The organism is Allobosea sp. 2RAB26 (genome assembly GCF_052115465.1).
Taxonomy (GTDB): Bacteria; Pseudomonadota; Alphaproteobacteria; order Rhizobiales; family Beijerinckiaceae; genus Allobosea.
In genome coordinates, this window is the sequence record NZ_JBFRGS010000008.1 from 41,526 (window position 1) to 56,166 (window position 14,641).

12 protein-coding genes are annotated in these 14,641 nt (G+C 66.6%); 2 read left to right on the forward strand and 10 right to left on the reverse strand.

Going from position 1 to position 14,641, the window contains the following annotated elements; all coding sequences use genetic code 11:
* Nucleotides 1–86 precede the first annotated feature (86 nt).
* Together AB4118_RS17035 and AB4118_RS17040 are read left to right on the forward strand one after the other, a co-directional pair.
* Nucleotides 87–968, forward strand: a complete 882-nt coding sequence (locus tag AB4118_RS17035) for a GntR family transcriptional regulator (RefSeq protein ID WP_441490850.1) — start codon at nucleotides 87–89, stop codon at nucleotides 966–968.
* A gap of 116 nt (nucleotides 969–1,084) precedes the next feature.
* A complete protein-coding gene (locus AB4118_RS17040; protein ID WP_441490851.1) occupies nucleotides 1,085–2,713 on the forward strand; it encodes a GMC family oxidoreductase in 1,629 nt (542 codons plus the stop codon).
* Between the two features lie 102 nt (nucleotides 2,714–2,815).
* On the opposite strand, the gene eutC is transcribed toward AB4118_RS17040, so the two are convergent.
* From eutC to AB4118_RS17090, 10 genes are all read right to left on the reverse strand, one after another.
* Entirely contained in the window at nucleotides 2,816–3,598 is a 783-nt protein-coding gene (eutC, locus tag AB4118_RS17045; protein WP_441491067.1) for an ethanolamine ammonia-lyase subunit EutC, read from the reverse strand.
* Between the two features lie 11 nt (nucleotides 3,599–3,609).
* Nucleotides 3,610–4,998, reverse strand: coding sequence for an ethanolamine ammonia-lyase subunit EutB (locus AB4118_RS17050; RefSeq protein ID WP_441490852.1), 1,389 nt, complete (start codon nucleotides 4,996–4,998; stop codon nucleotides 3,610–3,612).
* Nucleotides 4,999–5,079: 81 nt separating this feature from the next.
* Complete coding sequence (locus tag AB4118_RS17055; protein WP_441490853.1) at nucleotides 5,080–6,111, reverse strand: Ldh family oxidoreductase; 1,032 nt, start codon at nucleotides 6,109–6,111, stop codon at nucleotides 5,080–5,082.
* The gene (locus AB4118_RS17060; RefSeq protein ID WP_441490854.1) at nucleotides 6,108–7,808 is read right to left on the reverse strand and encodes a hydantoinase B/oxoprolinase family protein; all 1,701 of its coding nucleotides are present in this window, start codon (nucleotides 7,806–7,808) and stop codon (nucleotides 6,108–6,110) included. The genes AB4118_RS17055 and AB4118_RS17060 overlap by 4 nt, the downstream gene beginning before the upstream one ends.
* An 11-nt stretch (nucleotides 7,809–7,819) precedes the next feature.
* Nucleotides 7,820–9,868 (reverse strand): hydantoinase/oxoprolinase family protein, encoded by a 2,049-nt coding sequence (locus AB4118_RS17065; RefSeq protein WP_441490855.1) that lies wholly within the window; start codon nucleotides 9,866–9,868, stop codon nucleotides 7,820–7,822.
* Nucleotides 9,869–10,052: 184 nt separating this feature from the next.
* Complete coding sequence (locus tag AB4118_RS17070; RefSeq protein ID WP_441490856.1) at nucleotides 10,053–10,847, reverse strand: ABC transporter permease; 795 nt, start codon at nucleotides 10,845–10,847, stop codon at nucleotides 10,053–10,055.
* 12 nt (nucleotides 10,848–10,859) lie between these two features.
* The gene (locus tag AB4118_RS17075) at nucleotides 10,860–11,750 is read right to left on the reverse strand and encodes an ABC transporter permease (protein WP_441490857.1); all 891 of its coding nucleotides are present in this window, start codon (nucleotides 11,748–11,750) and stop codon (nucleotides 10,860–10,862) included.
* Complete coding sequence (locus tag AB4118_RS17080; RefSeq protein ID WP_441490858.1) at nucleotides 11,747–12,829, reverse strand: ABC transporter ATP-binding protein; 1,083 nt, start codon at nucleotides 12,827–12,829, stop codon at nucleotides 11,747–11,749. The genes AB4118_RS17075 and AB4118_RS17080 overlap by 4 nt, the downstream gene beginning before the upstream one ends.
* Before the next feature lie 20 nt (nucleotides 12,830–12,849).
* Complete coding sequence (locus AB4118_RS17085; RefSeq protein ID WP_441491068.1) at nucleotides 12,850–13,830, reverse strand: ABC transporter substrate-binding protein; 981 nt, start codon at nucleotides 13,828–13,830, stop codon at nucleotides 12,850–12,852.
* Between the two features lie 132 nt (nucleotides 13,831–13,962).
* Nucleotides 13,963–14,631, reverse strand: a complete 669-nt coding sequence (locus AB4118_RS17090; RefSeq protein ID WP_441490859.1) for an RraA family protein — start codon at nucleotides 14,629–14,631, stop codon at nucleotides 13,963–13,965.
* Nucleotides 14,632–14,641 lie beyond the last annotated feature (10 nt).

Consider the following 14,641-nt stretch of genomic DNA (forward strand, 5'->3'; position numbering starts at 1 on the left):
TGTGTTTTTTATTGCAGTTATATACACTGGACCATCGCCAAACCTTATTGTCAATGGCAAGAAAGGGAAGCTTCGGAGACGCCCACGTGTCGAGCGGACTGCATCGCGAAATCATTGGTGACATCCTGCGGCTCGGTCGGGACGAAGGATGGGCGGTCGATGCCCCGGTCGGGGAAAAGCCACTGGCCGCTCGCCTCGGTGTTTCACGAACGCCTGTGCGCCGCGCCCTGATTGATCTCAGCGAACGCGGCATTCTGCGGCGGGAACTCGGCTCGGGCTTCAAGCTCAACCGCCCGATCGATGCCGCGGTCGTCGCGGAATGCAGCAATGACGCTGCCGGCGGCGCGGAGCTCTACCGGAAGATCCTGAACGACCGCGCCTCGGGCCTGATCCCGCTATCGGTGACGGAGAACGCGTTGCTTGTGCATTTCGGCGCGTCGCGCGGCGATCTGCGGCGCGCCTTGCTGCGCCTCTCCGCGGAAGGAATCGTCCAGCGCCAGCGCGGCCATGGCTGGCAGTTCTCGGAAAGCCTCGATAACCCGCAGGCTATCCTCGAGAGCTATGCCTTCCGCGAGGCGGTCGAGACCGCGGCGCTCAGCCAACCCGACTACCGCATCGATGGCGCCGCGCTCGAACGGATGCGCAATGCGCATGAGGCGCTGATGCGCAAGCCCGCCTCCGAGATCGCGCCGGACATGTGGTTCCAGGTGAATGCGGAATTCCATGAGACGCTCGCCTCATGGTCACGCAACCGCTTCTTCCTGCAGGCGGTCAAGCGCCAGAATGCCCTGCGGCGCATGCATCAGTTCGTCGACTTCCCGCAATTGACGCCTGACCAGATCAAACAGTCCTGCGAGGATCATCTCGCCATCCTCGACGCTTTGGCAGCGGGGGATCGCCCGCGTGCCGTCGCCCTGCTCTCGGCCCATCTGAGCCAGGCAGCACAGGACTGGCACAATCAGAACTAAAGACGCATGCGCGCCCTTGCCCCGGGGCTTGGCTTTTCCTTCGGTCTTCCCGATGGTTCGGGCGCCGCTCCCGAAAGGTGGCAAAGCCCACGCCTCCCCTTTGCCAGCAGGATGCCATGTCTGATCGCAGGAATATCGGCACCTTCGACTATGTCGTGATCGGTGCGGGCTCGGCGGGCTGCCTGCTCGCGAACCGGCTCTCGGCCGATCCATCCAAGCGCGTGCTCGTGCTGGAAGCCGGTGGCATGGACGACTGGATCTGGTTCCACGTCCCGGTCGGCTATCTCTACGCGATCGGCAATCCGCGTGCCGATTGGCTGTTCCAGACCGAGCCGCAGGCGGGGCTGGGCGGGCGGGCGCTCGCCTATCCGCGCGGCAAGGTCGTCGGCGGCTGTTCGGCGATCAATGCGATGATCTACATGCGCGGCCAGGCGGCCGATTACGACGGCTGGCGGCAACTCGGCCTGCAGGGCTGGAGCTGGGACGACGTACTGCCCTATTTCCTGAAGCACGAGGACCATATCGCGCCGCCGGCCGGCGGATTGCATCGCTCCGGCGGTGAATGGCGCGTCGAGAACCCGCGCGTGCGCTGGGCCATTCTCGATGCCGTCCGGGATGCGGCACAAGCGGCGGGCATCGCCAAGATCGACGACTTCAACACCGGCGACAATGAGGGCTCGGCCTATTTTCAGGTCAACCAGAAGCGCGGCCGGCGGGTGAGTTCCTATCGCGCCTTCCTGGTTCCGGCGCTTGGCCGCTCCAATATCCGGCTGGAAACCCATGTGCTGGTCGAGCGCATCATCATCGAGGAGGGCCGCGCCCGCGCGGTCGAATTCATCCATCAGGGCGAGAAGCTGCGGGTGGACGTGAGTGGCGAGGTTGTGCTGAGCGCCGGCGCAGTCGGCTCACCTGCCATTCTCGAGCGATCAGGCATTGGCGACGGCGAAAGGCTCCAGGCTCTGGGCATCGAGACGCGGCGCCATCTGCCGGGCGTCGGCGAGAACCTTCAGGACCATTTGCAGATCAGGCCCGTCTACAAGGTGGAAGGCGTGCGCACGCTCAACAGCGACTATGCCAAACTCTGGCGCAGGCCGCTGATGGCGCTGGAATATGCGGCGCTGCGCACCGGGCCGCTGACCATGGCGCCCTCGCAGGTCGGAGCCTTCGCCAAATCCTCGCCGGATTACGCCACGGCCAATCTCGAATTCCATTTCCAGCCGCTTTCGCTCGACAAATGGGGCGACGGGCTGCACCCGTTCGGCGCCTTCACCGCCAGTGTCTGCAACCTGAGACCTTCGAGCCGTGGCAGCGTGCATCTGAAGAGCCCCGACGCGAGCGACGCTCCCGCGATCTCGCCGAACTATCTCGCAACGGATGAGGACAAGCAGGTCGCGGTCGATGCGCTGAAGCTCGCGCGCCGGATCGTCGCGCAGCAGCCGCTCGCACGATTCAAGCCCCAGGAACATGTGCCTGGTCCCTCGGTGACGTCGGATGCGGAGCTTCTGGAGGCGGCAGGCCGGCTCGGCACGACGATCTTCCACCCGGCCGGAACCGCCAGGATGGGACGAGACGACGATGCCGGCGCCGTGCTCGACGAACGCCTGCGCCTGCGCGGTGTCGAGGGCTTGCGCGTCATCGACGCTTCCGCCATGCCGCGCATCACCTCGGGCAATACGGCCGCCCCGACGATGATGATCGCTGAAAAGGGTGCCCAGATGATCCGGGACGATGCCCGACGACGTTGACGTCCTCGCCGCGCAGGAATCTGCGGTCAGCCTGGCTGGGGCATGCAGGGGGGCGGCTCGAGGTTGCGGCAGAGTCGCGATGAGGTCGGCATCAAGACGGATTCATCCCGTCGTGATCGAAGGCCTGGTCGCCGTCTCACCCGCCTCCAATGCAGGCTCGCTCTCGTCCTTGAGCTCGACGCCTGTCAGCGAACGCCGGAGCGCTTCCCGCATAAGCCAGGCGAGCTTGAAGGCCGCGTGTTCGAAGGAGAGCCCACCCGGGCGGATGTTCGAGACGCAGTTGCGCGTGGCATCGCTGAGGCCGCGTCGCGGCGCGAAGGTGAGATAGGCGCCAAGCGAGTCCGGCGAAGACAGACCGGGTCGCTCGCCGATCAGCACCGCGACGAGGCGTGCGCCCAGTGCCTCAGCCGCCTCGTCGCCCAGCGCGACGCGTGCCTGGCTCGCAATCACGACCGGCGCGAGTGTCAGCCCCTGGCGCTGCAGCAACGGCAGCATGGCTGCGATGAGCGGCGCCGCATTCTGCTGGACTGCCGTCGAGGACAGGCCATCGGCGACGACGAAGGCGAAATCGAACGCACCGCGTCGGGCCTGCAGCATCGCCTGCGCCTCGGGAGAGAGACGCCGCCCGAGATCGGGCCGCCGCAGATAGAGATCGCGCGAGGGTGCGGCGCTCTCAACCTGCACCGTCTCCAGCGAGAGCGCTGCGAGTTCGGCCGCGACCTCGTCGGAGCGGAACGGAATATGAACCGCGTCGCGTGCCTGCGCATGGGCGAGGCCGAAGCGCAGGACCTCGCGCGTCGGCAAGGAAGCACCCGCGCGGCCGAGCGCAATGCGGGCCGGCGTCAGCCGCGTCAGCGCGGCCCAGCGCTCGTCGGCCGGGAGCATGTCGTCGCCGCTCACGCCGCCTGCCCCTGCATGGCCGCCAGCAAGGCTTGCCCACCCCGCCCGCTGCTCAACCGCCCGGCCTCATCCGTGATGTCCATGCGTCGCAGCCAGGCCTCGAACTCGGGTGCGCGTCGCAGCCCGAGCACTTCGCGGACATAGAGTTGGTCGTGGAAGGAGGTGGACTGGTAATTCAGCATGACGTCGTCGGCGCCGGGCACGCCCATGACGAAATTGACCCCGGCCGTGCCGAGCAGGGTCAGAAGCGTGTCCATGTCGTCCTGATCGGCCTCGGCATGGTTGGTGTAGCAGACGTCGCATCCGAGCGGCACGCCCATCAGCTTGCCGCAGAAATGATCCTCCAGTCCGGCGCGGATGATCTGCTTGCCGTCATAGAGGTATTCCGGACCGATGAAGCCGACGACGGTGTTCACCAGCAGCGGCTCGAAGGGCCGGCAGACGGCATAGGCCCGCGCTTCCAGCGTCTGCTGGTCGACGCCGTGATGGGCGTCGGCCGAGAGCGCGGAGCCCTGTCCGGTCTCGAAATACATCACGTTGTCGCCGATTGTGCCACGCTTCAGCGAACGCCCGGCCTCCAGGCCTTCCTGGAGCACAGACAGCGAAATACCGAAGGATTCATTGGCCTTCTGCGTGCCGGCGACGGATTGGAAGACGAGATCGACCGGCGCGCCCTGCCCGATCAGCGCGATCGCACTGGTGACATGGGTCAGCACGCAGCTTTGCGTGGGAATGTCGAAGCGGTGGATCAACTCGTCGAGCAGGCGGACGAGATCACCGAGCACCGGCAGGGAATCGGACGCCGGGTTGATGCCGATCACGGCATCGCCACAGCCATAGAGCAGCCCGTCGATCGTCGAGGCGAGGATGCCGGCGGCATCGTCAGTCGGGTGGTTCGGCTGGAGGCGCACGGCCATCGTGCCGGGCAGGCCGATCGTGTCGCGAAAGCGCGTGGCGACCCGGCATTTGCGGGCAACCAGGATGAGATCCTGGTTCCGCATCAGCTTGGAAACGGCGGCTGCCATTTCGGGCGTCACGCCGGGTGCGATAGCGGCCAGGACCTCCGGCGTCGCCTTCTCCGCGCAGAGCCAGTCTCGGAACTCGCCGACCGTCTGCGACGCGATCGGCGCGAAGGCGGCCGCATCATGGGTATCGAGAATCAGGCGGGTGACCTCGTCCTCCTCGTAAGGCACCAGCGCCTCATTGAGAAAGGTTCGCAGGGGCAGGTCGGCGAGCGCGATCTTCGCCGCCATGTTCTCTTCCATGCTGGCGGCGGCGATGCCGGCCAGCATGTCGCCGGAACGCAGTGGCGTCGCCTTCGCCATCAACTGCTTCAGATCGGCAAAGACGTGGACATGCCCTCCGACCGTGACGCGGTATGTCATCAAGCTGTCCCCCGGATCCTGCCCGTACGAGTGTGGGAGCGGCCGTGCCGGAGCGCAAGCCGCGCCACCCCCATGCAGAGCCTATGCCGGTCTGGCGTAGGCCTCGATCGTGTCGAAGAGCTTGCGCGAAATGATGATGCCGTCGGTCGCCGTGCGTGTGCGGGCGCCGGCGCGACGCTCGCCCGGCAGGCGGGCGCCGGGCTGACCGGCCACCGCATCGAACAGGCGCTCGAGGCGGGACGAAGCGCCCTCGCCCACCAGTTCGCCAGGGTCGATCGCGATGAAAAACTGGCCGGTGCGTGGGGAGCCACCGAGATTATCCGCGAAGGAGGACGCATCGATCGAGAGACTGGCGCCGGTCAGCCAGGCTGCGAAGATCTCGACGATCAAGGCGAGGCCCGCGCCCTTGTAGCCGCCGGACGGGACCATCGAACCGCCGGCAAGCGCCGCCTTGGGATCGGTCGTCGGATTGCCTTCCCTGTCCAACGCCCAGCCGAGCGGGATCGCCTCGCCGCGCTGCTGGTGGACGACGATTTCGCTCTTGGCGACGACGCTGGAGGATTGGTCGAGCACCAACGGCTCGCGCCCCGCACGTGGCACCGCAAAGGCGATCGGATTGGTGCCGAAGACCGGCCTGGCACCGCCCGCCGGCGCGATCGAGGCCGGAGCGTTGACGAAGGCCAGGGCCAGCAAGCCATTCTGCGCGATGCGTTCGACATGATAGCCGACCACGCCGCAATTATAGGAGTTGGTGACGGCGAGCGCGGCGATGCCCTGGGCCTTTGCCGCCTCGCACAAAGCCGGCAGGCCGAAATCGATCGCCGGATGGGCAAAGCCGCCCTTGGCATCGATGCGGACCAGGCCCGGCTTCGGGCTATCGAGCACGGGGCGCGCCTTCCCGTCGATCTTGCCGACGCGGGCGTGTTCGCAATAGGTCGGCAGGCGCGCGAGGCCGTGGCTATGCACGCCTTCGGCCTCCGCCGCGACGACGGAAGCCGTGATCGGTGCTTCGTTGCGCGGATCGACCCCGCAGGCGAGCAGCACGCGCCGCGTCAGCGCCTCGACCTGGGCGAGCGTCATCTGAACGCCGTCGGCGGAACTCTGCGTGTTCATGCCGCCTCCTCCTTGTCCTGTTCGGCGCCGTAGAACCGGGACGCGGCCTTCGGCGTCACCAGCCCGTCGGAGAGGTCCTTGGCGAGGCGCTTCGGATCGCGCCGCGCCGGATCGCCGAACCCGCCGCCCCCGGATGTCTCGATGGTGACGGTGTCGCCGGCCTTCAACGGGATGCCCGAGACCTTGGATTGGAGAGAAAGTTTCGAGCCGTCCGCGCGCGTCACGGTGGTGCGGCTGAGCGAACCGGGCTCTCCGCCGCCAATGCCATAGGGCGCATGCCGGAAACGCTCGAAATTGGTCGAGAGCGAGCCCTCGGCCGCGTCCAATCGCCATTCCCGCACGAGGCCCAGCCCGCCACGGAATTCACCGGCGCCGCCGGAGTCGGGAATGAGCCCGTATCTGGTGAAGGTCACCGGGTACTTGGCCTCGACCATCTCGATCGGGGCATTGGTATTGTTGTGCAGGCCGCAGGAGAGCGCGCTCGCGCCGTCGCCTCTGGCATGTCCGCCCCAACCGCCAACCTCAATGTCGAAATAGACCTGGCGCTTGCCCTTCGGGTTCGTCGTCTGCAGCGCGTAGACATAGGAGATCGCGTAATAGGCAGCCGGGATGCGCTCCGGCATGATCTGCGCCAGCGCGCCGAAGACGGCGGTCGCGATGCGATGGTTGACGACCATGCGGCCGGCGACGGGCGCCGGGAAGACCGCGTTGACCACGCTGCCTTCCGGCAGCTTCACGGTGACGGCGCGATAGCAGCCGGAATTGGCCGGGATCTCGCCGCCGAGTGCCGCCAGCAGCGCGTAGTAGACGGCCGAGCAGGTCATGGCGGGGGTGTTGTTGACCGGCCCCTTCACCTGCGGGCTCGACCCCTCAAAATCGAGCGTGATGGTCTCGCCGCGCTTGATGATCTTCACCGCAAGGCGGATCGGCTCTTCCGACTGGCCATCATCATCGACCAGTTCGACGAAGGAGGATTCGCTGTCGGGAAGCGCCTTCAGCGCGGCGCGCACCATGCGCTCGGAGCCGTCGAGGATGGCCGACATTGCGGCTGCGAGCGAGGCGGAGCCGTATTTGCGGGCCATGCGCGCCACGGCCCGCTCGCCGATGCCGAGTGCGGCAATCTGCGCGTTGAGGTCGCCGCGCGTCTCGTCGGGCTGGCGCACATTGTGCAGCAGCATCTCGAAGACGCCGGTGTTGAGCACGCCTCTGTCGACGAGGCGCAGCGGCGGGATGCGGATGCCTTCCTGGAAGACCTCCGTCGCATTGGCATAGTAGCTGCCGGCCGCACCGCCGCCGACATCGACATGGTGGCAGAGCGTACCGACGATGCCGACCCGCTCGCCATCAACGAAAACCGGCCGGAAGGTCTGGATGTCAGGCAGATGCTGGCCGCCGGAATAGGGATCATTGGTGACGATGACATCGCCGTCGTTCCACTGGTCGAGTGGAATGAAGCGATCGAGGATCGTGCGCAGGCAGTCCGACATCGAGTTCAGGTGAACCGGGATGCGCGCGGACTGGGCGATGTTGCGGCCTTGCGCATCGAAGACGGCGGTCGAGAAATCCAGGATTTCGCGAACCACGGTCGAGCGGCTGGTGCGCCAGATCGTGATGCTCATTTCCTCGGCCGCAGCGACCAGCGCATTGCGGATGACTTCGAGGCGGACGGGGTCGATGCCCTTCAAAATGTCGCTCATGGTGTCGGGCCTCACTGCGCGGTGATGCGGTCGGCGATCAGGGCGCCGGCGGAATGGGTGACGATGTTCCAGCCGGCCGGCAGGTAGATCGAGGTGTAGGGCTCTTCGACGACGGCCGGGCCGCTGACGGGATCGGTAGTACCGATCGCATCGCGCTCCCAGACCGGGGTGTCGACTGCCGCTCCCCGGCCATGGACCGGGCGCGACTGTGCGGCCGGTTTCGCGGAGCCGGCGGCCTGGCGCGCCGGCACGGGCTTGGCCAGCGCTCCTACTGCCTTTAGGCGCAGGGCGACGATTTCGACCCGGACCTCGGGCTCGTCATAGGAAAAGCGCTGCTTGTGCAGGGCGTGGAAGGCGGCACTCGCCTTGGCGACACCTGCGGCCGAGAAATCAGCCTCGTCCAGCGGCACACGCAGGTCGAAGGCCTGACCGGCATAGCGCAGGTCGACGGCCCATTCGAAACGGCGTGCCGCGGGCGCGACACCGTCCTCGGCGAGCAGCGCTTCCGCCTCCGTGACAAGGCGGGACGCGGTCGCTTCCAGGCCCGGCGCGAGTTCATCGAAGAGGCCGATCTGCGTGGCGCCGAGATCATGGGCGATATCGGACCAGAGGATGCCCCAGGCCGAGAGCGTCGAGGCATGGGCGGGGAAGATGACACGGCGGATGCCGAGTTCCTCCGCCACCTCGCAGGCATGGACACCACCGGCACCGCCGAAGGACAGCATGGCGAAATCCTCGGGGTCGAGCCCCTTCTCGAAGAGCGAGAGCCGGATCGCCATGGCCAGCGCCGAATTCGCGACGTCGATGACGCCGGCCGCGGTCCTGTCGACGGAGAGCCCGAGCGGCGCCGCCACGGTTTCGGCAGCGCGCCGCGCGGCCTCACGGTCGAGCGGCATCGCCCCGCCCATGAAGCTCTTGCCGTCGAGCCGACCGAGCAGGAGATTGGCGTCGGTCACGGTGAGCGCGGTACCACCCTTGCCGTAACAGGCCGGGCCAGGGTCGGCTCCGGCGCTGTGCGGGCCGATGCGCAGGCGATTGCCGTCATCGACCCAGGCGATCGAGCCGCCGCCGGCGCCGATGGTGCGCATCTCGATCATCGGCAGCCGCACAGGCAGGCCATCGACCTCCCCCTCATTGACCATCGAGACCACGCCGTCATGGACCACGGAGACGTCGAACGAGGTCCCACCCATGTCGACCGCGACGAGATTGGGCTCGCCGAGCTCGGCCGACAGGCGCCTGGCGGCCGCGGCACCGCCGCTGGGGCCGGAGAGCAGCAGGCGGGCGGGCTCACGCCCGGCCTTGGCCAGGCCGGACACACCACCATTGGACTGGACGAGGTAGACCTGCGTCTGCGGCACCTCCTCGGCGAGGCGCCCGGCGAGACGGTCGGTATAGCTCTGGACGATCGGCACCAGCAGCGCGTTCAGCGCCGTGGTCGACATGCGTTCATATTCGCGGATCTCGGGCGAGATGTCGCTGGCGAGTGAGATGGCGACGCCCGGCAGCAAGTCAGACAGGATCTCTCCAACGCGCCGCTCATGGGCCGGATTGGCATAGGCGTGCAGCAGGCAGACCGCGACCGACCTGACGCCGGCACTGGCGATTTCGGACGCGATCCTGCGAACGCCGTCCTCATGCAGCGGAGTAATGATCCGCCCGTCTGCACCGACGCGCTCCTCGACACCGAAGCAGAAGCGGCGGGCGACCAGCGGCTCCGGCTGCTCCAGGGTGATCGCGTAGACGTCCTTGCGGCCGTGCCGGCCGATCTGCATCACGTCTTCGAAGCCCGCCGTGGTGACCACTGCCCCGAGTGGCAGCTTGCGTTCCAGCACGGCGTTCGTCGCGATCGTGGTACCGTGCAGCAGGTATTGCACTGCCTCCAGCGGGAAACCGAAGCGCTCCGACGCTTGGCGGATGCCGGTGAGGAGGCCGACGGACGGATCCTTCGGTGTACTCGGGGTCTTGATCTGGTGGATCGCGCCGGTACCGGCATCGAGGATCTCGATATCGGTGAAGGTGCCGCCGATGTCGACGGCGATGCGGATATCCTGTTCCATCAGGCAAAGCTCCAGGGTTCCCGCTCGCGCCGCGAGCAGGCCAGGTTCGAAGAGTGGGCGTTTCGGCGCGGCGGCGGGCCCTGCCCGACCGCCTTCAGTGTTCGGCCGGGCTAGCGGCCTGCTTCACGACAGCTCGAGACCATGAGGCTTCCTTTGTCGGGCAGTCCTGATGCGACCAAGGTGTTCATTTGACAAAGGTCTTGGCGAGGCCGGAGGTCCGGTCGACAACGAGAACGACGACGAGCGTGAGCACGACGAGCAGCACGGACAAGGCCGCGACCAGCGGATCGGCCTGCTGTTCGACGCGGTGATACATCGCAACCGGTAGCGTCGAGATGCGGGGGCCGGTCATGAAGAGCGAGAGCACGACCTCGTCGAAGGAGACGAGGAAGCAGAGCGCCGTGGTGCCGACGATGCCCGAGCGCATCATCGGCAGGGTGACGCGCCGAAACACCGTCAGCGGCGAGGCGCCCAGCGTCGCGGCCGCTTCCTCGACCGGGATCGGCAGGGTGGCGAGAGCGGTCGAGAGCACGCGAATGGCGTAGGGCAAGGTCACGACCAGATGTGCCGCGACGAGACCCTGGAAGGTCGCGAGTAGGCCATATCCGGAAAACACGATCAGGATCGCCAGGCCGAGCACGATCGTCGGCAGCAGCAGCGGCGCGGTGAACAGGCTCGACAGGAATTCCGCGCCGCGCGGCTTGAGCCTGACCAGGGCATAGGCCGCCGGCAGGCCGATCAGCAGGCTGAGCACGGTCACCACGAAGGCGAGCAACAGGCTCGTCCAGAAAGCGGAGACCATCTTTCCGTCCGCGAAGATCGCCGGGTACCATTTGGTGCTCCAGCTCGAAGGCGGGAACATCATGTAGCTGTCGCCGGAGAACGAGATCGGTACGACGACGATCAGCGGGGCCAGCAGAAAGATGAACATCGCACCGGCGAGGATCTTCAGGGCGGGAGAAATCGGGCGTTCGTCCATGATGTCCTCCCCTCACATGATGGCGCGCAGGGCGCGGGTGTAGAGCACGAGAGCACCGCCGAAGATGACGAGCACGAGGATCGAGAGCGTCGCGGCGAGCGGCCAGTTCAGCGTCACGATGGCCTGGTCGTAGATTTCGGTCGCAAGCAGGAAGACACGGCCGCCACCGAGGAGCTTCGGCGTGATGAAGGATGAGACGGCCAGCACGAAGCAAAGGAGCGAGCCCAACGCGATGCCCGGCAGGGTCAGCGGCACGACGATATGGCGAAACACCTTCCAGGGCGGCGCACCGAGCGTTGAGGCGGCCTCCTCGACACGCGGATCGAGCCGGCCGAAGCCGGCAAGCAGCGCGAGGATCATGTAGGGCATCAGGATCTCGGTCAGCCCGATCACCACGCCGGTCTTGTTGAACATCAGCTTGAGCGGCGCGATGCCGATGGCACCGAGCGCATTGTTGACGAGTCCGTTCTCCGAGAGGATCGCGACCCAGCCATAGGTCCGCACCACCGCCGAAGTCAGCAGCGGCGAGATCACCAGCACGAGCAGGATCGTGCGCCATGTGCCGCTGGAGCGATGAAGATAGAGCGCGATCGGATAGGAGCAGACCAGCGTCATCAGCGTGATGCCGAGGCTGACCAGGATGCTGTTGAGAATGAGCTCGGCGTAGAAGCTGTCACGCAGCACCGAGGCCCAGGTCGCGAGCGTATAGACCTCGACCATCGCGCCCGTCGCCTGCGACTCGTAGAACGACATGCGCAGGAGGTTGAAGACGGGTGCGAGGAAGCCGAAGGCGTTCACGAGCGCGATCGGCAGGAGCAGCAGCACGACGAGCGGCAGGCCGCTGCTCCGCTCCGCGGCCGGCATCGGGGCCGCCATCGCTGCGGCTGGCGCGACGGCGCTCATGCTGCCGCTCCGTAGACGAAGATGTCCTGCGGCCGCCAGGACAGGGTCACCGGGCGGCCCGGCTCGATCACGCTCTCGCCGCCGCGGGTCGCGAGCTCGACCGAGACGATCTGGCCGCCGACATCGACGTCATATTGCAGGATGTCGCCGGCGAAGATCGCGCGGGCGACGGTGCCTGTGACGTGCTGGCGCGCGGAATCCGCGGCTGCAGGAGAGTCCGGCGAAAGGCCGAGACGATGCGGGCGGATCATCACCTGCACCGGTCCCTCGAGGCCGGCGGGAGCGGCTATGCGCTGGCCTGCGAACTCGGCCGCGCCATTGCGGGCGACCGCCGTCAGGCGATTGCTGCGGCCGACGAAGCTCGCGACGAAGGCCGTCTTCGGCGTCTCATAGAGTTCGACCGGGGTTCCGAGTTGTTCGAGCCGGCCCTGATTCATCACCACGACCTTGTCGCACATGGTCAGCGCCTCGACCTGATCATGCGTCACGAAGATCGCAGTGATGCCGAGGCGCTTCTGGATGTCGCGGATCTCGTTGCGCATCTCGTCGCGCAGCTTGGCATCGAGATTGGAGAGCGGCTCGTCGAGGAGCAGGATCGAGGGACGGATGACGAGCGCACGCGCCAGCGCCACGCGCTGCTGCTGGCCGCCGGAGAGCTGGGCCGGCCGGTGCTCCTCCTTGCCGGTGAGGTGGACGAGCGCGATCGCCTCCTTCACCCGCTTGGCGATCTCGCCCTTGTCGACTTTGCGCATCTCGAGGCCGAAAGCGACGTTGCGCGCCACGCTCATGTGCGGGAACAGCGCATAGCTCTGGAAGACCAGACCCATGTCGCGCCGATGCGTCGCGACCTCGGTCAGGTCGCTGCCGCCGACGACGATCCGTCCGGAGGTCGCGGGCACGAGGCCCGCGATCATTCTCAGCGAAGTCGTCTTGCCGCAGCCCGAGGGGCCGAGGAAGGCGACGAGCTCGCCCTTCGGCACCTCGAGATCGAGATTGTCGACCGCGACGAAGTCGCCATAGCGCTTGGTCAGGCTCCGGATCGAAAGGAAGCCCTCTGGTGCATCGGTTCGGCTGGTCATGGTCGACATCCTCCTTTGGCTCAGCGGCTCAGCGGGATCACCTTGCGGCGCCACTGGTCCATGATCGGCTCGCGGACCTTGGCGAGTGCGATCCAATCCACCGGGATGACCTTGTCCATCGACTTCACCGCCGTGCGCGCGATCGCGGCGTCCGAGATCTGCGCCTTGGCATTGGTCGGCGCGTAGAACATCGCTTCCGTGAAAGCCTTCTGCGCCTCGGGGCTGAGCGCGTAGTTGATGAACTTCGCGCCGGCATCCTTGCCGGGGCCGCCGGCGACCTGGTTGATGGTGTTGATCTGGAAGACGCTGCCTTCCTTCGGCAGGGTCGCACCGAGCTTGCCGTTCGAGGTGTCGATGTTCACCTGCGCACGGGCGTTCCAACCGGCGCCCACCGTCGCCTGGCCGGAGATGATCGTGACATAGACCTCGGGCTTCGGCTCCCAGGTCTGCACGTTGGGCGCGATCTCGCCGAGCGCGGCGATGCCCTTGTCGACATTCTTGAGATAGTCGGTGCCACCGCGCGCCTTGTCGGTGATCAGCACGAGCGAGAGGCCCTGGATGTCAGGCATGCCGGGGATTGCGACCTTGCCGGCGAACTTCTTGTCGGCGAGGTCCATCCAGGACTTCGGCGTCTCCTTCACCGTATCGATGTTGTAGAGCAGCACGAGGTTGTCGAAGGTCACGGCGACGCCGTCGACATCGGCAATGCGCGCGCTGGGGTAGAGATCGGCGACGTTCGGGGTGTTCTTCTCGTCGATCTTGGTGAGCAGCTTCTCGTCGGTCGCAGCCTTCGAGACCGAGACGTCCATGATCACGACATCGGCCTGCGGCGCGGCCTTCTGGGCGCGCAGGTTGCCCAGCATCTGGGCCGAGTTCGGCATCGGGAAATATTCGACCTTGATGCCGGGATTGGCCTTCATGAAGGGCTCGACCACCGCCTTGGTGTAGCGCTCCTGGAAGAGACCGGAATAGGCCATCACCGTCACGGTCTGCTGGGCCATGGCGGTGCTTGACAGGAGTGCGGTCGCGAGCCCGGCTCCGATCGCGATCTTGGCATATGTCTTCATGCGACTTCCCCTCTGTTTATGGTTGCGCGAGCGGCTTTGTGCCGCCCGCTTCGACATGTCGGACATTCAGACCCTGGCGAGCTTGCCCTCGACCATGGCGGTAGCGCCGGAGATATCGGGCAGCTTCTCGCCCTTGCGCAGGCGCTCGAGCAGGACGAGTTCCTGCTCCTGCATTTCGATGGCGCGGCGGGCATAGGCTTCGGCCGTCGCGGCCTTGAGGACGACAATGCCGCTCTCGTCGCAGAGCACGGCATCCCCCGGCTCGATCGTCTGGCCGCCGACGCTGACCGGAACGTTGATCGCGCCCTCGGTGCCGAGGATCTTGGTCGTGATCGGCGACGGACCGCGGCACCACATCGGCATGTCGGTCTTGACGATCTCGGAGAAATCCGTGGCCGGGCCGTCGATGACACCGGCAGCCACTCCGGCATTCTTCATGGCGTGGGTGACGACGCCGCCCCAGCAGGCATGCTTGGTGTCGCCGCAGCGGTCGATCACGACCACATCGCCCGGACGGACGAGCTTGGTCAGGTAGTGCAACGCGGTCGAATCCGCGTGTGGGATGCGGATGGTGACCGCCGTGCCGGCGATGCGCTTGGTCGGCAGCACCGCGCGGATCTCGCGGTCGACGAAGCCTGAATGCAGGACATGACCGATGGTCGCGACTTCGCATTTCTCGAGCAGCGCAACGAGGCTGGCCGGAATCTGCGCCGGCATGGGATTGACGATGAACATGCTGCGCTCC